11 protein-coding genes are annotated in these 17750 nt (G+C 63.9%); 5 read left to right on the top strand and 6 right to left on the bottom strand.

What is annotated here, in order from left to right; genetic code table 11:
• Nucleotides 1-211: 211 nt before the first annotated feature.
• The 4 genes from MTR66_RS20115 to MTR66_RS20130 all read left to right on the top strand — a co-directional run bounded on the left by MTR66_RS20115 (nt 212) and on the right by MTR66_RS20130 (nt 6492).
• Nucleotides 212-760: a nuclear transport factor 2 family protein gene (locus tag MTR66_RS20115; RefSeq protein WP_243924296.1), complete on the top strand. Its 549-nt coding sequence runs from the start codon at nt 212-214 to the stop codon at nt 758-760.
• The gene (locus tag MTR66_RS20120) at nt 760-2868 is read left to right on the top strand and encodes a PQQ-dependent dehydrogenase, methanol/ethanol family (protein ID WP_243924297.1); all 2109 of its coding nucleotides are present in this window, start codon (nt 760-762) and stop codon (nt 2866-2868) included. The genes MTR66_RS20115 and MTR66_RS20120 overlap by 1 nt, the downstream gene beginning before the upstream one ends.
• 109 nt (nt 2869-2977) lie before the next feature.
• Complete coding sequence (locus MTR66_RS20125) at nt 2978-5269, top strand: TonB-dependent receptor (RefSeq protein ID WP_243924299.1); 2292 nt, start codon at nt 2978-2980, stop codon at nt 5267-5269.
• 170 nt (nt 5270-5439) lie between these two features.
• Complete coding sequence (locus MTR66_RS20130) at nt 5440-6492, top strand: AraC family transcriptional regulator (RefSeq protein WP_243924302.1); 1053 nt, start codon at nt 5440-5442, stop codon at nt 6490-6492.
• Nucleotides 6493-6735: 243 nt separating this feature from the next.
• Here MTR66_RS20130 and MTR66_RS20135 read toward each other — a convergent pair whose 3' ends face one another.
• From MTR66_RS20135 to MTR66_RS20160, 6 genes are all read right to left on the bottom strand, one after another.
• Entirely contained in the window at nt 6736-7929 is a 1194-nt protein-coding gene (locus MTR66_RS20135; RefSeq protein ID WP_243924304.1) for an LLM class flavin-dependent oxidoreductase, read from the bottom strand.
• 448 nt (nt 7930-8377) lie between these two features.
• Nucleotides 8378-10147 (bottom strand): tannase/feruloyl esterase family alpha/beta hydrolase, encoded by a 1770-nt coding sequence (locus MTR66_RS20140; RefSeq protein WP_243924312.1) that lies wholly within the window; start codon nt 10145-10147, stop codon nt 8378-8380.
• A complete protein-coding gene (locus MTR66_RS20145) occupies nt 10147-12342 on the bottom strand; it encodes a TonB-dependent receptor (protein ID WP_243924314.1) in 2196 nt (731 codons plus the stop codon). The genes MTR66_RS20140 and MTR66_RS20145 overlap by 1 nt, the downstream gene beginning before the upstream one ends.
• A 102-nt stretch (nt 12343-12444) precedes the next feature.
• Nucleotides 12445-13326, bottom strand: coding sequence for a shikimate dehydrogenase (locus MTR66_RS20150; protein ID WP_243924316.1), 882 nt, complete (start codon nt 13324-13326; stop codon nt 12445-12447).
• A gap of 139 nt (nt 13327-13465) precedes the next feature.
• Nucleotides 13466-14686, bottom strand: a complete 1221-nt coding sequence (locus MTR66_RS20155; protein WP_243924318.1) for an MFS transporter — start codon at nt 14684-14686, stop codon at nt 13466-13468.
• 58 nt (nt 14687-14744) lie between these two features.
• Nucleotides 14745-15401, bottom strand: a complete 657-nt coding sequence (locus MTR66_RS20160) for a TetR/AcrR family transcriptional regulator (RefSeq protein WP_243924320.1) — start codon at nt 15399-15401, stop codon at nt 14745-14747.
• A gap of 275 nt (nt 15402-15676) precedes the next feature.
• Here MTR66_RS20160 and MTR66_RS20165 point away from each other — a divergent pair, with 275 nt between their 5' ends.
• Nucleotides 15677-17545: a bifunctional sugar phosphate isomerase/epimerase/4-hydroxyphenylpyruvate dioxygenase family protein gene (locus MTR66_RS20165; RefSeq protein WP_243924322.1), complete on the top strand. Its 1869-nt coding sequence runs from the start codon at nt 15677-15679 to the stop codon at nt 17543-17545.
• The last annotated feature ends 205 nt before the right edge of the window (nt 17546-17750 follow it).

Here is a 17750-nt window from a genome sequence, read left to right on the forward strand (position 1 = left end):
CGCGCCACCATGCTCAACCGTTTCACGGTACTCGAAACGCCTCAAACTCAGCGCATCGCGTAACCGCCTGGCATCAAAACCAGAAGGCTAACCGCAGGCCGATCTACGCACAAAGCCGGTTTGCAGCAATATTGGCGTGATTTGCATCGCACAGCGCATTGTCCATTGAGGGCCGATGCGAGATTCCTTCCAAGAATAGACATGGGAGGGAATGTTGCTGAGCATAGGCTCTGCCGAAGATCTGCGTGCGCTGGACGATCTGCATGCTCGATATGTCCATGCGATTGATCGCGGTGATCTCGACCTTCTTCAGGGACTCTACCTGCCGGATGCCGTTGAACATCATGGGGACTACAGTGGCGGAATAGACGGGTTCGTTACGTGGCTAAGGCCCATTCTCGGCTTCTTCGAGATAGCCACGCACACAATTTCCAGTCTGCTGGTACGCACGGACGGAAACATCGCCGAAAGCGAGGCACGCGGCACGGCGTTTCTGCGGACGAAGGGCGAGCGTCCTTTCAACATGATCGTGGTCAACCGTCACTTCGATACCTACCGCAAGCTGGACGGTCGCTGGCTCTTCGCCTCCCGCTCGGTTTGCGTCGACTGGGCGGAGCAATTCGCGCCCAGTGAGGCTCCGCTCGACGTGGTGCGCCCGTTCCCGGCGGGGACTTCGGCCTGCGACGATCCGGTCTACCGGCATGTACCGGGGCTGGTGGAGGCGATCCGAAGAGGCTTGCCGCAGGGAGGGGAGGTCTGATGGCGGTCTGCGTCCTCAAACGCCAGACCCTGGCAGTCTGCTCTGCCGCGGTGCTGATGACGCTCCTGCCCTCCTGCAGCGCACCGCACGGCGGCGCGGCGCAGGAATGGCCCAGCCACGGGGGCACCGATCTGGAGCAGCGTTTCAGCCCGCTTGTCTCGGTCGATGCGGATAATGCGAAATCGCTCGGACTCGCGTGGAGCTTCGAGCTGGATACCAACCGCGGGCAGGAAGCGACGCCGATCGTCAGGGACGGCGTCATGTACGTCTCGACCGCGTGGTCGCGGGTCTATGCTCTCGATGCGAAGAGCGGCAAGCAGCTTTGGCGCTACGATCCGCAAGTTCCGGGCGAGATCGGCTTCCGGGCCTGTTGCGACGTCGTGAACCGCGGCGTTGCCGTGGCGGATGGCCTTGTGCTGCTGGGGGCGCTCGACGGGCGGCTGATCGCGATCGATGCGAAGACCGGCAAGCAGGTCTGGTCGGTGCAGACGACCGATCCGGCCAAGCCCTATACCATCACTGGCGCGCCGCGCGTGTTCGACGGCAAGGTGGTGATCGGCAACGGCGGCGCCGAATACGGCGTGCGCGGCTATGTGACCGCCTACGATCTGAAAACGGGCAAGCAGGTCTGGCGTTTCTACACCGTGCCGGGCGATCCGAAGGCGGGCCCCGATGGCGCGGCGTCGGACGATGTGCTCAAGCAGAAGACGCTGAAGACCTGGGCGGGCCACTGGTACGACTATGGCGGTGGCGGCACGGCGTGGGATGCCATCGTCTACGACCCCGAACTGCACCAGCTCTACATCGGCGTCGGCAACGGATCGCCGTGGAACCGGAAAGTGCGCTCTGATGGCAAGGGCGACAATCTGTTCCTGTCCTCGATCGTGGCGCTCGATCCCGATACCGGGGCCTACAAGTGGCACTATCAGGAAACGCCGGGCGAAAGCTGGGATTTCACTGCCACTCAGCCGATCATTCTGGCCACGCTGACGATCGATGGAAAACCGCGCAAGGTGCTGATGCAGGCGCCCAAGAACGGCTTTTTCTACGTCATCGACCGTGAAAGCGGAAAGCTGATCTCGGCGAAGAATTTCGTCGCGATGAACTGGGCCAAGGGCGTGGACATGACCACCGGCCGCCCGATCATCAACCCGGATGCGCGCTACGAAAAGGCGCCTTTCGCGATGAAGCCCTCGGCGCTGGGCGGGCACAACTGGCAGCCCATGGCCTACAGCCCGCAGACCGGGCTGGTCTATCTGCCGACCTACCGGTTCGTGATGGTCTATGGGCAGGATCCGGCCTTCCAGTTCAAGCCAGGCACCTGGAACACCGCGATCGACCAGCACCTGCTGGAAGCGCCGGATGATCCCGAAGTGCTCAGGAAGGGCACCGCCAGCTTCGAGGGGCGCCTCGTGGCGTGGGACCCTGTCGCGCAGAAGGAAGTCTGGTCGGTGCGTCATTCGGCCGTGCAGAACGGCGGCGTTCTGGCGACGGCCGGAGGGCTGGTGTTCGAGGGCACGGGCTCCGGCACTTTCGAGGCGCGCCGGGCGGACAACGGCAAGCTCGTCTGGCAGTTCCAGGCGCAGGACGGGATCATCGCCGCGCCGGTCAGCTATGCGCTGGACGGCGTGCAGTACATCGCGATTGTGGCCGGATACGGCGGCGGTTTCGGCCTCGGCGAGGCGGCTGACACGCCGACGCCGCGCCCCAACGGGCGGGTGCTGGTGTTCCGGCTCGGCGGCAAGGCCAAGATGGCGCCGGTCGAACGCGCGCCGCTGGCTGCGCTCAATCTGCCGGACGAACATTTCAGCCGGAAAAGCATCGATGCCGGGCGGCTGCTCTACACCGCCAATTGCTACCGCTGCCACGGCACCGGGGCGCAGTCCGCCGGGGTCGTTCCGGATCTGCGGCGTTCGGTGGCGCTGTCGGATGCACAGGCCTGGCGCGCGATCGTGATCGACGGTGCGCTTTCGGCGGGCGGCATGGCCAGCTTCAAGGCCTGGCTGAGCCCCGGGCAGGCGGAGGACATTCGCGCCTACGTGGCGCGCAAGGCCGAGATCGCGGCCGCACAAGAGCAAACACAGGGCAAATCAGACAACAAGCGATGAGGGGGGTAACGTGATGGCAAAAGAACTCTCGATGACGGGCAATAACATGCAGCGGAGGGGCATAAAGCGAAAGGGCCGGTATGCCCTTTGCAGTGCCAGCCTGCTGCCGATGCTGCTGTCGGCGGCGCCGGCGTGGGCGCAGGCACCGGCCGATGGAGTGTCCAGCCAGAAGGAAATCATCGTGACGGCGCGGCGGCGCAACGAAGCGATTCAGGACGTGCCGCTGACCGTCGCCGCAATCGGGTCCGAGGCGCTGGAAACGCGCGGCGTTCATACCGAGGCGGATCTGCAGATCGCCATTCCTGGGCTGGTGGTTCGCACCTCGAACAACTCCAACCAGCTCAACTATGTGATGCGCGGGGAATCCGTTGATGCCTATTCGGGCTCGCCGCCGGGGGTGCAGCCCTATATCAACGAAGTGCCGTTTCCGACGATCTCGGCGACGGCATTCTATGATCTGGCAAGCGTGCAGGCCGTCAAGGGCCCGCAGGGCACGCTGTTCGGCCGCAATTCCACTGGCGGCGCGGTGCTGTTCCAGACGCAGGAGCCCGTAAACTATTTCACCGGCTATGCCTCGATCCAGTACGGCAACCGCGACAAGCTGATTGCCGAAGGCGCGCTCAACCTGCCGCTGGTGGACGACAAGGTGCTGGTGCGCCTGGCAGGCACCGCGACATCGGGCGGCGCCTATGTGCGCAACCTCTACGACGGCAAGCTGCTGGGTGACAGCCAGAACCGGTCCGGCCGCTTCAGCCTGCTGCTGCGCCCGGTCGAATCGCTGACCAACGTGACCACGGTGCAAATCAGCAAGAGCACCGGCACCAACGCGCCCAACACGATGTACCACACGATCCCGTGCGGCGACGATTACGGCTTCAATTCGTGCACCTATTCGCCGGACAACCAGCCGTTCTTCGACAGCCTGCTCGCCGGTGGCCTGTTCCCGGGCTACCCGTCGGGATACGTCTATCCGGGCGGTTTCGAGGATCTGCCCGAATTCCTGCGCTCGCAGGGCAAGTACGTCGTCAATGCCAACGCGCCCTTCTTCCACCGGGCGCACAGCGAGATGGTGGTCAACAAGACCAACTTCGAAGTGTCGCCGTACATCACGATCAAGAACGTCTTCGGCTTCTCGTTCTCCAAGAACGCGATCAATTACGACACCGACTATTCGCCCTACCCCATCGTCCAGCAGTATTCCCCTTCGCTGGAACTGACGGGTGAGGATCTGCCGGTCGAGACCAGCTCGACCCGCACCTGGTCCGACGAACTGCAGATACAGGGCGCCACGCCGGACGATCGGCTGAACTGGCTGGCCGGCGTGTTCTACATCGATTCCACCGAAGACTACTTCTCGCCGCTGTGGCTCGGCGCGCTGGATTTTTCGGTGGCCTACAACGCCAAGACCGGGAACAGGTCGTTCGCGGTCTTCGGACAGGCCACCTACAAGCTGACCGACCAGCTCAGCCTCACGCTGGGCGGGCGTTACACCTGGGAGAAGATCACGCTCAGGCAGCTCGAACAGTCGATCTTCGGCGCGGGCAACCCGCAGCAGGTCAAGCAGGACGATCCGAGCTGGACCGTCTCGCTCGACTATCACGTCAGCCCCGACCTCATGCTCTATGCGACCACGCGCGGAAGCTGGCGCCGGGGTGGCTTCAATCCCTTCAACCCGCCAACGGCAACGCCGACGACGGCAGCGACGGGATCGGGCGGCAACTACTTCCTTCCCGAGAAGGTGCGCGATGCGGAAATCGGCATCAAGTACAGCGGCGATGGCGCCGGCATTCCGGTCCGGGCCAATGTCGCGCTGTACCAGAGCTGGGTGACGAACATCCAGAAGACCGCCTACACCGTGATCGGCGGCACCGTGTCATCGGCCACGATCAATGTGCCCAAGGCCAAGATCAAGGGCATTGAGGCCGATCTCGGCATCCAGCCCGCTTCCTGGCTGAGCCTGGGCGGCACGATGACCTATACCGATGCCAAGTTCACCGAGGCCACTTCCAGCCTGTTCGGACAGCCGGTGGTCTACGGCCCGTTCGGCGATGTGCCGAAGTTCTCGGGCAGCGTCTATGCCGATACCTCGCTCGACCTGCCGGGCGAAGCCGGGAGCCTCAACTACCATGTCGAGGTGTACAACCAGTCCTCGTTCTACTTCTCGAACCTGGGCGGCACGCTGCAGCCGGGCACGAAACTGCCTGCCTATACGCTGGTCAATATGCGGCTGGACTGGGACGAGATCATGGGCTCGGGCGTCAAGGCCAGCCTGTTCGTCAAGAACCTGACCGGCAAGGTCTATTACACCGGCGGTTCGGCTGGTGCACAGAACTTCTCGGTTGAATCCGCGACCTTCGGCGCTCCCCGGACGTATGGCGTGGCGTTGCGCGTCGATTTCTAAGGACCCTTTTCGGCAGCGGTACTCATCGCTGCCGGCCTACCCCCTCGGGGCGCGCGAGCGATCGCGCGCCCCGCTTCGTTTTGTCGCTCGAACGGCCGGGGAACTTGACAATCCCGGCCTGCTTGCGTGATTTTGCCCTAACTAAAACAAAATGAACGAGGAGAGGGGGCATGGGGTTCAAACCCGTAACATTGCGTGTCTATCTTCAACGCGCTCTGGAAATGGGTCTCTCGCCGCACGAAATACTGCACGGCAGCGGCACGAGCTGGGCCGATATCGAGGCGCTGCGCCCGATGGACCTGGACCAGATCGCTGGGCTGTTCGATTGTCTGGCGCGTCGCACGCCGCGCGACTTCGCGATCCAGTGCGGCCTTGCCTGCAAGATCCGCGATTTCGGAATCGTCGGTTTCTCGATGATGAGCATGCCGACGCTGCGCGACGCCTTCGAATATCTCAACCGCTACTGCCGTCTCGTCGGCCATCCGCTGATCAACACGATGAGCGAGAGCGGGGACAAGTGGTGCATGCAGTTCGTGCCCTGCCGGATCATGTCCGCGGAAGCCCTGCGGTTCTGTCAGGAAATCTCCATCGCCGCGCTCGGCCCGGTAATCGAGGAGCTGACCGATGCGCCCGCCAGCACGCACCGCATCGATTTCTCCTTCGCGCGCCCGGCCGAAACGGCGCTCTACGATGCGCTGGATGCCAGCCACATCCGCTACGGTCAGGAACAGCCTGCCTATCACGGGCTGCGGGCTGATCTGGACCGTCCGATCCGTTCCTACGATGGCGACGTCAGCCATGTCTGCATCGAGCAATGCGACAAGTCGCTGGCGGTCCTGACCGGCGAGCGTTCGGTCATCGAGCAGCTTGAGGATCTCATGCTGATGTCGTCCGGCGGTATGCCCTCGCTGGAAGAGATGGCGGTCTCACTCGGGACCAGTTGCCGTTCGCTCCAGCGCGAACTGCATCTGCACGGGCTGAACTACCAGCAGCTTGTTCGCAATTTCCGCCTCAAGCGCGCGAAAGTCCTGCTGCGCGAGGATCTGAACAACGTGAAGACGATAGCCCATCTTCTGGGCTTCAAGGACGCAGGCAGTTTCCGGCGCGCGTTCCACGGCTGGACCGGGCTCTCGATCGGCGAGTGGCAGGCCAGCCAAGCTATGGATGCCGACGGCTGGCGCCGTCTGCCGGGTGCGCCCGAAAGCCGGCTGCAGGTAGCTTAGGGTCTGAATCCCCACAGCCCTTAGGACGAACTGGCTTCAGCTCTGATGCAACCGGTCCTTGTGCTTCTCGATCGCCTGCTCGACAGCCCTTAGGACGAACTGGCTTCAGCTCTGATGCAACCGGTCCTTGTGCTTCTCGATCGCCTGCTCGACAGCCCTTAGGACGAACTGGCTTCAGCTCTGATGCAACCGGTCCTTGTGCTTCTCGATCGCCTGCTCGACAGCCCTTAGGACGAACTGGCTTCAGCTCTGATGCAACCGGTCCTTGTGCTTCTCGATCGCCTGCTCGGTCGCCTTGCCCATCGCGCCGATCAGTTCTCCGGCCCGGGCGGCGGCCCAGTCGACCGATTGCGTGCGCCGGTCGCGGTCCTGGAAGCGGGGCATGACATACTGCGCGAACAGGTCGTAGCTCTTGCGCGTCGCCTCCCAATCCGCGGCATTGTGCGCCAGGAACAGGAATGTGCCGAAGCCGCCCGATTGATCGAGCATCTGCTCGATCCGCTCGGCGACATCATCCGGCGTGCCGTAGGTCAGCGTGCCGAACGTGGCCCAGGTGTTGTCCGCCCATGCCTTCGCGGCCTGTTCGCCCGTTTCCAGCCCGGCGATCGAGGGCAGCGCCTTCTCCATGCCCAGCTTGCGCAAGTAGTCGACGACACTGTCCATGATGCCGTGCGAGACGTCCTTCAGCGCCTGCTCGCGCGTTTCGGCGACGTGGACCGGCGCGACAATGCGCCAGCTATCGCGATGGACCGTCCGGCCTGCCTCGCGCGCTGCTTCCTCGCAGATACGCCAGTGATCGGGCAGCGCGGCAAAGCCTGCACCACTCGACGCGGCGACCGATAGCATCGAAGCGCCCAGCCGTCCGGCGGTCATCGGGCCATTCGGTGTCACCGCGCAGGCCACAGCCACTTCCATACGCGGGCGCTGGTAGGGCAGAACCTGCAGGCGTCCGTCGATCACCCGGAACCATCCTTCGTCGCGGTTCACCACTTTGCCGTCGAACAAGTCGAGAATGGTTTCGAGCGCGGCCACCATCATGTCGCGCTGCTTCGCGGGATCGATCCCGAGCATCGCGGCGTCGGAGGGCAACTGGCCTGGCCCCGCGCCGAACATGATCCGTCCCCGCGTCTGGTGATCGAGCTGGACGACGCGGTCGGCCAGGATCAGCGGGTGATGATAGGTCAGCGAACTGACCCCGGTCCCCAGCCGGATATGGCGCGTGCGTTCGGCCGCCATCGCGATGAACAGTTCAGGCGAGGCAATGGATTCGAAGCCCGCGGAGTGATGCTCCCCGATCCAGGCCTCGTCGTAGCCCAGCCGGTCCATCAGTTCGACAAGCTGCATGTCCCTTTCGAGGATCAGCGTCGGGTTCTCGGCAAGGCTGTGATAGGGCGCGATGAAAGCCCCGAAACGCATGCAATCAGGTTTGCAGGTCATCTAAGTTTGGCTCCGGAATTGCGACCCGCGGTCGTGAGTTGCCAGTTCGATGTCTTGCCGGCCTGCTCCTGTCTGCCCACGCAAACTGTGCCGAAGCCCGGCCGCTCGATTTATGTCGCGCGGCCGTGCACGGTGCAAAAGCTACGGCGGCGCAAATCGCGCCAAAAGGGATGCAATTCTATCTTGGATATGTTCCTGTAACTGACCGGTGTGAGGCCAGTTCTGTGAGCTTTTCGCAAGTGAACTGAAGGCCATGATCAGGCCTTGTGCATCAATTCGCACATGCCATCCGTGGACATCACTTCAACTTTACTCAGTCCAGTTCGCGCAGGATCTTGTTGGCCTGCCGCAGTTCACCGTTCTCACGTCCAGTGCCTTGAAACGATCTGCCTGCCCGGTGGGGCAGCGCGCTTACCCGCTGCCCTGTGCGACGGGCGCTCGCTTTGTGTCAGTGGGGCGCCGGGATGGTGCACCGGTACCGAATGACGCCGTCTTTCTTGCTGCCCGTGGCGATGGCCGGATAGGCGCACAGCGGCATGCTGCGTCCGGGGAACGGGGTATCGTCTCCTGCATGGGCCGGGATCGCATCCGGCGCCTTGTCCTCGACGACCCAGCGTTCGAGGACGCTCAGGCTGTCGAAGTGGCTGGTCGCGGGGCCGCCGCCGCAATGGTTCATGCCGGGCACCGGGAAAACCCGCGCGAAGCTGGCGGCCGTGCCGCCGCTTTCCTTGTTCAGCTTTCGCCACCAGCCGATCGTGTCCAGCACGGAGAAGACCGGGTCCGAGGCGCCTTGCGGCACGATCAGTTTGCCGCCGTGCGCGCGGAAGGCGGAAAGGTCCGTCGAGCGCATGCCCACGTCCTGCCAGGCGGATGTCGTGAAAGGCGGTTTGACGGCGTATATCTTCCGCGCATCGCTATCGAAATCGAAGGCAAGCTGCCAGGCCAGCCGGTTCTCCGGATCCGCGCCGAGCGCTGTCGGCGGCGTGGTGAAGACTGCTGCCAGCGAGCCGCCGCCCAGCACGACATTGAGCGAGGGGGGGCCGTTCTCAAGCCCGGTTTCCCACATCGACCAGCCCGGCGCGGTCATGCCCCGGTCCCACGGAAATGCCGCGTAGAGAGGCTTGCCAGAGCTGTCATGCGGCCCCCGCATCATGCGCACAAGCGCCTCGATCTGCACGGGTTCGAGGCATGTCTTGCTCGTACCGGGACGGCATTCGCGCTTTTTCAGTTCGGGCAGGACGCGCTTCGTGGTGCACTGCCCCACCGCTGCGATGACTCCGTCGGCCACTCCGTCGAGGGCGTCGCAGGCGGCCAGGGTGGAATCGGCGACGAGCGCGAGCTGGTCTTGCGTGAAAGCGGTCTTCAGCGCGGCGATCGTCGGCTTCTGGCCGCGGGCCTTGAGGATCGCGGCGAGGCTTTGTGTGTTCCAGGCCTCGGCGAGGGCCGCGCGCGGCAGCGACATGCCCGGTGCCATCGCGACAATACCGTCGAAAGCATCGGGATAGCGCTGCGCGAAGGCCATGCCTTCCTGTCCGCCCTTGGAACAGCCCCAGAAGATGTTCGTCGCGCTGTCCTGCCCATAGAAGGCGTGGAGGAGGAAATGCCCCAGGGCATTGGTCTGCGGCAGGCTGGCATGGCCGTAATTGCGCCGCGCTTCGGGATCGAAGCCGAAGACCAGTTCATTCTGGTGGCTGGGCAGGGTATTGGTGGCGTTGTCGTGCCCGGAATCCTGCGCGATCACGGCATATCCGCGCGAGAGCGCCAGTTCGTTGCCGCTGCCGTTGGGCCCGGTGGCATCTCCCACCACGCCATCGGAACCGCCGCCGCCCTGGAAGAAGAAGCGCCGGTTCCATGCCTCGGGAAGACGCATGCGAAAGCCGATCGCATAAGATCCGCCGATCAGGCCCTGATGCTCCGCGAAATGCCCCTCGACAAGGCAGTGGGCAGGCAAGGGCGCGCTCTGCCCCTCACGGGTGGGCACGCGCGTTCCCGCTTCGACCCAGCGGCTCTTGGTGACGACAAGACCGGAGACCGGGCTGTCGGCGGGAACGCTGGCGGCAAGGTTCGCGGCAAGGCTCTGGCAGCGTGCGGGCAGGCCATGCTCTGCGACAGCCTTGTTTGCCGTAACCGCCGTTTCGCCGTGCCCCGCACAAGCGCCCGCCGCGAACGTCAGGAGCAGAGGAGCACAGGAGGCGAACAGGAGGTTACGGCGTTGCATCAGAGTTCCACCTTCATGCGAATTCCGTACTCGCGCGGGGCGCCGTAGAACTCGCTCGTATTGTTGATCTGGCCGGTCGCGTACTTTTCCTTGGCCAGATTGGTTCCCCAGACCGAGAAGGTCAAACGGTCAAAGGCGAAATCGATCGATGCGTTGACGAGATCGTAAGCGGCGAGACGGTCACGCACCGGATCATAAGCGATATAGGTATAGCGCGAACCGACATGCGAAAGGCTCGCGCGCGGGGTGATCGTCAATTTCTCTCCGACGGGAATTTCGTAGTCGGCCGAGAGGTTCCATGTCCACTTGGGGGAGAACAGGTTCGGCCCGCCCGCAGTGGTGTTCATGAAGTCGCCATATGCGATGCAATTGTAGGGCGGCGTGGAGGACGGGGTTTCGCCCGCCGCGCATGGCGGCACGCTGCTCGATCCGGGATAGGCATAGGCGACCGCGCGGGCGTCGACGAAATCGGTGCCGCCCAGCTTGGAATCGGTATAGGCTACGCTGCCGGTCAGGTGCAGGCCGCCAGCCCGGGCCTGGACTTGCGCTTCAAGCCCCTTCACCGTCGCGTTCGTCAGGTTGATCAGCGTGGTGCGGCCGGTCAGCGGGCTGAGCGCATCGAGCTGGAAGTTGTTGTAGTCGTAATAGAACCCGCCGAGCTGCGTGGTGATCGCGCCATTGGCGAACGTGCCTTTCCAGCCCAGTTCGTAGTCCACGATCGTTTCCGGCTTGAATGTCGTCGTCGGTGACGAGTAGCCGCCGGACTTGTAGCCTTTCGCCACGAAGCCGTAGAACAGGTGATCGGGGCTGGGCTGCCAGTTCAGCGCCAGCTTGCCGGTCAGCTTGTGGTCTTTCTCGTGCCCGCCCGGATCGGCGAGGTATCTTGTCCCGCCCGGTGTGACGAGCGAGACCGCGCCTTCGCCCCGCACTTTGTAAGTGCTGTAGCGTGCGCCGAGATCGACCCAGAACTGATCGTTGGCGTGGAAGCTGACCTGGCCGAAAAGGCCGGTTGTGATCTTGCGGTTCCGGATGTCGATATCGACGTGCACGGCACTGGCCGGATCGTTCGAGATGTCCACCAGCACCTTGTTCCTCTGGTAGTAGCCGCCGAAGATCCAACGCAGCATGCCCTCGTCGGGCGAGATCACGTTCACTTCCTGCGTCCACACGCGCTCGCGCACGAACTGGTCCTGCGTGAAGCCGGCGCCGTCGCTGCCATCGACATCGTAGAAGTTGGAAATGCGCTTGTTCTGATAGCCGCTGATCGAGCGGAAGATCACGCCGCCGTCGGTCGTGTAATCGAGCTTGGCGGTATATTGCTCCGCCTTCTCCCTGTTGCGGGTCGGCGAATTGTAATTGAGCTTGTAGATGTCGTCGGTGCGATAGTCCTCGTAGCGGGTTCCCAGGATCGGGCGGTAGGCATAGCCGCCGGTATCCTTGCGGGCCACTTCGGCCTTGAACAGAGCGCTGAAGTTGCTCGACGGTTCGAAATAGACGCCGAGGCGGCCGGCGTATTCGTGCAGCTTGCCGGGGTTGCCCAGGCTGGGATCTTCCATCGTGTAGAAACTGTCGCGGTTGCGGTAGATGCCCGCCGCGCGCACGGCGATCGTATCGCCAAGAGGCACGTTGAGCGCTCCGTTGGCGCCGACGCGGTTGTAATTGCCGGTTTCCAGCGTGAAGTTGCCGCCGTAGTGGCCCAGTTCCGGGTTCCGGCTGGTGATGAAGATCGCGCCGCCGGTTGAGTTCGAACCGACGAACGTGCCCTGCGGCCCCCGGAAGACCTCGACCGAACCGATATCGTAGAAGCTGTTGGTGGAAACGATGGGCGGCTGGAAAACCCCGTCGAAGTAAGTCGCCACACCGTTCGCCGCGTTGGGCGAAGTGCTGGCAAGGCCAATGCCGCGGATATTGACCGCCTGGGTCAGACCGGCACTGCTGATCGACAGGCCGGGCACCGCGTTTTGCAGGTCGTCCATCTGCTCAACGCCGACATTGACGAGACTGTCTCCGCCCAGCACGCTGACGGCGGCGGGAATCTCCTGCAGGTTTTCGGATCGCTTTTGCCCGGTGACGATGATCTCGTTGACGGTCGCCTCACCGCCCCCTGGCTTAGCACCGGTATCCTGTGCCCGGACGATTTGCGGCACGCAAAGCGCAAGAACGGATGCGCTTATCCCGAAAATGGCGTTCTTCATGGCCTCTCCCTCCACTGTATTCGTTGGTATCGTTGCTGGCGTACTGACGGATGTTGCGACTGTGCTCCGAAGGACGTTTCCGAAGGGCTTGTTCGCCCTTTCTCAGGTTTGCGGATGCTCCGGGGCGGCGGCCCCGAGGCGATGGCGAAGGGCGTTCATCATCCGCCCCCGGTCGGGCGAGAGCCCGGTAAAACGGTGAAAGGGATCGGCCGCCTGCCCCACAACCATGGCTTCGCCGCCGACCGCCTTCAGCCCTTTCGCGCGGGCGGCGAGCACCAGCTCGCTCTCGCGCGGGAAGTAGATGACGTCGGCTAGCCACTGGCCGGTGCGCAGAAGGCCGGGATCGAACGGCATTCCGGGATGCGCGGCCATTCCGACCGGCGTCGACTGGACAATGCCGTCGCATCCCTCGATCGCGGTCTGCGGTGTTTCGCAGACAGTCACGCGGACATCGGGGAAGGACAGGCGCAAGCGTTCTGCCAAAGCTTCGCGGCGCGCCGCGTCCGTATCGAAAAGGCGCAGTTCGCGGACTCCACGGTGCAGCAGGGCAAAGGCCGTGGCGGAACCGGCACCGCCCGCGCCGATCTGGGCCACCCGGTCGAAACGCTCGCCGGGAAATTCGCTTTCGAGCAGCCAGCCGAAACCGATCCAGTCGCTGTTGAAGCCGATCTTGCGCCCGTTTTCGAAACGCACGCAGTTGACCGCGCCCATGGCTCTGGCCGTGTCCTCGACCTCATCGAGCAGATCCATGACCTGCTGCTTGAAAGGATGCGTGACGTTCACCCCGGCAAATCCGATGCCCGCCAGAAAGTCCAGCGTATCCGCCAGTGCGGAATCGGGAAGCCCAAGACGATCGAAATCCACACGCAGATAAGACATCGCCAGACCCTGGGCCTGTGCCTCGCCCTCATGGATCGCAGGCGAGGCGGAGGCGGCAATGCCCCGGCCGATCAGGCCCGCAACCACGGTCTGCCGGTCGCTCATGCCGCGTAAATTCCGGTACGGTCCAGAGCCGGACCTGCAGCGATGGCACAAGACACGGATATCTCCCCACGCGGGCCAGCGTTCTCGCCAGCCTCTGCGGCAATATTTATGTTACGAACTAGTTCCTGTCAATTTGAAATCAATGCTCTTCGATACTGTGCCTGCGTACCAGCGCGGCGCAGGCGGCACAGGCAAGCAAGGGCGCGCAATAGGCTAGAAACAGTGTGAACAGAGACACATGAGCCGCGAGCAGATAGCCCCCCATGAGCGGGCCGATGATCGCGCCCGCACGGCCCACGCCGATGGCCCAGCCCACGGCCGTGGCGCGGATTTCCTCCGGATAAGCCGAAGCCGCGATGGGCCACACGCCATTGTAGCCGCCTTGCAGGAGCACGCCGATCAGCAAGGCCACGAGCAGCGTGACGGCCACCGGCATGGTCATGCCCCCGAACACGAGCATGGCCGCTCCCGCGCCCAGCAGCATGACCGGCACGAGCACGCGCGGCCGCACGCGCACGGTCAGCAGACTCATCAGCGCCGTGCCGGCAAAGGCTCCGAAATTGTATGTGGCGCCCGCGTAGATGCCGTCGGTCTCGGACAGACCGGCCTCGATCGCCAGCTTGGGAATCCAGCTCACGATGAAGTAGAGCACCATCAGGCCGAAGAAGACCGCGCCCCACAGCGCCAGCGTCCGCCCCCGGAATTCGGCATCGAACAGCATCGACAGCTTGCGCCCCGATCCGCCGCGGCCAGGTATGGTCCGGTGCGGAATGATTAGCCAAGCCGCTGGAAGCAGGATCACCGTAAGCAGGCCTGCCCCCAGAAACATCATGCGCCAGCCGTATACTGGGAGCAGCCACGCAACGAGCAGACCGGAAAAAATCGCCGCGAACGGATAGCCCGCCTGAACGATGCCCACAGCCAGATCGCGCCGGTGCGGCGGCGCGCTTTCCGCGGCGAGCGCGGCCATCGCGGCCAGAACGGTCCCGATCCCGATGCCGACGAGCACGCGCATGGCGAACAGCACGGCGACTGTCGGCGCATAGGCGCTGGCGATCGTGCCGCCCGACATGCAGGCGAGCGCGGCCAGTATGACCGGCCGCCGACCGATACGGTCCGCCTGCGGGGCAATCAGCATCCCGCCGATCGCCATGCCCAGCAATCCGGCGCTGAACAGTCGGCCCATGACCTCCGATCCGATCGACCAGTCGGCCTGAAGACGCGGCGCGATGTAGGAGAGAATGGTGACGTCGATGCCATCGGCCATGTTGATGACGAAGCACAGGGCCACGGCGGCAAGGCCGGAAAGCGTCCAGCGGGTCGCAGCCTCGCCCGCGCGGGCGTTTGCAATAGCAGTCAAAGTCCTCTCCCCTTTGGCTTAGGGGCGCGCGGGAGGAGGACCGGGGCGCGGCGCGCCCTCAGTTTTCCGATACCGGCCGCGCGACCCATGCCAGGATTATGTCCGCAACCTGGCTCGCCCGCCGCGACACGGCTTCGGGACTGGTCATGTCGATCCCGAAGTTGTGGGCGAAAGTGTACTGGTTGGAGACGTTGTAGAATGCCAGTGCCGAGATGTTCATGTGCAGTTCGACAGGATCGATGCCCGCGCGGAATTCGCCTTCGGCACCCCCGCGATCGATGACCTTGCGCAGCACATCGATCACCGGCTGGTTCTTTTCCCGGATCGTTTCGATCTGCCGCAAGTGCTCGCCGCGATGGATGTTCTCGTTCATGACGAGCCGTACGAGTTCGGGGTGCTGCGAGTGGTATCGCACGTCGTGCTCGATCAGGCGGCGCAAGGCTTCGCTGGCCGTGCCTTCGGACAGGTCGACCGTGTTCTCGCTGGCACGCATCCGCAGGTAGGCCCGTTCGAGCACCGCGCGGTAGAGTTCGTCCTTGCCGCCGAAATAGTAGTAGATCTTGCGCTTGGTGGCCTTGCCCGCGATCTCGTCGATCCGGGCCCCGGCCAGCCCTTTCTCGACGAATTCGGCCGTCGCGATATCGATAATCTGCTCGATGGCCTCCTCGCGCGCCTGGGCATGGGAACGGCGGGGCGGCTTTGCGGGCGTATTCAAGGAATCCTCCGTGACGGCGGGCTCGCCGCGCGCCCGGCGGCGGGCATCGGCGGAGCGTGACGGGCGCTGGATAACGCCTAAGTCCGCTTTCGTCTCCATGCCAGTTGCCGCCTCGCCCTTTGCATAATTGTTACGAACTAGTCCCTTACATTTATGCTTTTGTCAATGCCGCCGGCATGATATTCCGAAGCGATAAGGTCTGAGGCGGAGAGGCGTGCCTGTCGAACCGGCATGTGTGTCGAGGACCGCGCGCAACAGCGAAGGCAGCCCGGAACATGAAAACGTCGATCGCCACCGTTTCCGTCAGCGGCATTCTGGAAGACAAGCTGCGGGCCATCGCGGCCGCCGGTTTCGACGGGGCCGAGATCTTCGAGAACGACCTGCTCTCTTCGCACATGAATGCCCGCGAGATCCGCGCGATGATGGCGGACCTTGGCCTTGCCTGCACGATGTTCCAGCCCTTCCGCGATCTTGAGGGGCTGAGTGGCACTCTGCGCGCGCGCGCGTTTGACCGGCTGGAGCGCAAGCTCGATCTCATGGGCGAGCTGGGCGCGGATCTGCTGCTCGCCTGCTCAAGCTGCGCGCCCCACTCCTCGGGCGAGCGCGAGGGCATCCTCGCCGATCTCCACGAAGCCGGTGAACGCGCGGCAAAGCGGGGTATGCGTATCGGCTATGAGGCGCTGGCCTGGGGACGGCATGTCAACGATCATCGCGATGCCTGGTCAATCGTTCGCGATGTCGATCATCCCGCGATCGGGCTGGTGCTGGACAGTTTCCATTCGCTTTCGCGCGCGATACCCTCCAGCAGCATCGGGGATATCCGGCGCGAGAAGCTGTTCCTGGTGCAAGTGGCGGATGCGCCGGTGCTGGACATGGACCTGCTGGGCTGGAGCCGCCATTTCCGCTGCATGCCGGGGCAAGGCGATTTCCCGCTCGACGAATGGGCCGAGGCGATCCGCAAGACCGGCTATCAGGGATACTGGAGCCTCGAAATCTTCAATGACCGCTTCCGCGCGGGTTCCGCCAGCCGGGTCGCGCTGGACGGATACCGCTCGCTTCAATTCCTGGCCGGAGGTATCCGCCGGCGCCTGCCGCTGGCCGAGCCCCTCCCGCCTCGCGTTCCGGCCCGGGGCATCGAATTCATCGAGTTCGCGGCCAATCACAAGGAAGCCGAAAGCCTTGCGGCCATGCTGCGCGCGCTCGGCTTTCGCCCCACGGGCCGCCACCGCAGCAAGGACGTGACGCGCTGGACGCAGGGCGAAGTCAACATCGTGATCAACTGCGAGCCGGAAGGGCTGGCCCACAGTTTCGAGGTGGTCCACGGCCTGTCCGTCTGCGCCATCGGGATCGCGGTCGATTCCGCCGATCGGGCGCTGGCTCGCGCGGATGCGCTGAAAATCGCCCAGTTCGAACAGACGATCGCACAGGACGAATGGCCGATCCCCAGCGTGCGCGGCGTGGGCGGCGGCCTGATCTACTTCGTCGAGACCGCCAGCCGCGCGGCCATGTGGGCACACGAATTTCCCGGCGAAGCGGAAGCTCCCGTTCCCGCCGTCCCGCAGCACGCCGCCATCGTCGATCATGTCGCGCAGGCAATGCATCTGGAGGAGTTCCTGAGCGTCCTCCTCCTCTACGTCAGCCTGTTCGACATGGAGAAGACTACGAGCATCGAGATCACCGACCCCATGGGGCTGGTCAACAGCCAGGCGGTGGAATCGCCGGACCGGGCGGTACGCTTCACGCTCAACGGCTCGCTCGCGGCCCAATCGCTCTCCTCCCGCTTCGTCCATCACTATTTCGGTGCGGGCGTCCAGCATATCGCGATCCGGGTTCCCGACATCTTCGGCGCCGCCAGAAGCGCGATCGAAGCGGGCGTGGAGCGCCTTGATATTCCAGACAACTACTATGACGACCTCGCCGCGCGCTGGGACCTTGATCCCGACCTGATCGCGCGCATGGCGGAAAACGACATTCTCTATGACCGCGACGGCGAGGGCGAATATTTCCAGTTCTACACGCGCGCCCTGGACCGCAGCGTATTCTTCGAACTGGTCGAACGACGCGACTATGCAGGCTACGGCGCGCCCAACGCCCACATCCGCCTCGCCGCGCAGGCCCGCCACAAACCGGCGTTCGTCGACTAGGTCGAATCAACATTCAGCCCTGACGGTCTGCAAATGGTGCTTTCGCGTGCGTCCGATGCTCCCGACGGATCTTTATCATCGTCTCCATAACCAACATCCCGGAACCCCGCGTTCGGAACCCAAACGGCGTTTCTCATAATGAGATGAATGGGATGTTTGTGCGCCGCTCCACAGTCTGGAGCGCTAGGTCGGATCGCCATTCAGC

The organism is Novosphingobium beihaiense, assembly GCF_022832375.1.
GTDB lineage: Bacteria > Pseudomonadota > Alphaproteobacteria > Sphingomonadales > Sphingomonadaceae > Novosphingobium > Novosphingobium beihaiensis.

Excerpts from the sequence above, each read along its gene's own strand:
- MTR66_RS20115 (WP_243924296.1), top strand. The coding sequence starts at position 212 with ATGTTGCTGAGCATAGGCTCTGCCGAAGATCTGCGTGCGCTGGACGAT.
- MTR66_RS20120 (WP_243924297.1), top strand. The coding sequence starts at position 760 with ATGGCGGTCTGCGTCCTCAAACGCCAGACCCTGGCAGTCTGCTCTGCC.
- MTR66_RS20125 (WP_243924299.1), top strand. The coding sequence starts at position 2,978 with ATGCTGCTGTCGGCGGCGCCGGCGTGGGCGCAGGCACCGGCCGATGGA.
- MTR66_RS20130 (WP_243924302.1), top strand. The coding sequence starts at position 5,440 with ATGGGGTTCAAACCCGTAACATTGCGTGTCTATCTTCAACGCGCTCTG.
- MTR66_RS20135 (WP_243924304.1), bottom strand. The coding sequence starts at position 7,929 with ATGACCTGCAAACCTGATTGCATGCGTTTCGGGGCTTTCATCGCGCCC.
- MTR66_RS20140 (WP_243924312.1), bottom strand. The coding sequence starts at position 10,147 with ATGCAACGCCGTAACCTCCTGTTCGCCTCCTGTGCTCCTCTGCTCCTG.
- MTR66_RS20145 (WP_243924314.1), bottom strand. The coding sequence starts at position 12,342 with ATGAAGAACGCCATTTTCGGGATAAGCGCATCCGTTCTTGCGCTTTGC.
- MTR66_RS20150 (WP_243924316.1), bottom strand. The coding sequence starts at position 13,326 with ATGAGCGACCGGCAGACCGTGGTTGCGGGCCTGATCGGCCGGGGCATT.
- MTR66_RS20165 (WP_243924322.1), top strand. The coding sequence starts at position 15,677 with ATGAAAACGTCGATCGCCACCGTTTCCGTCAGCGGCATTCTGGAAGAC.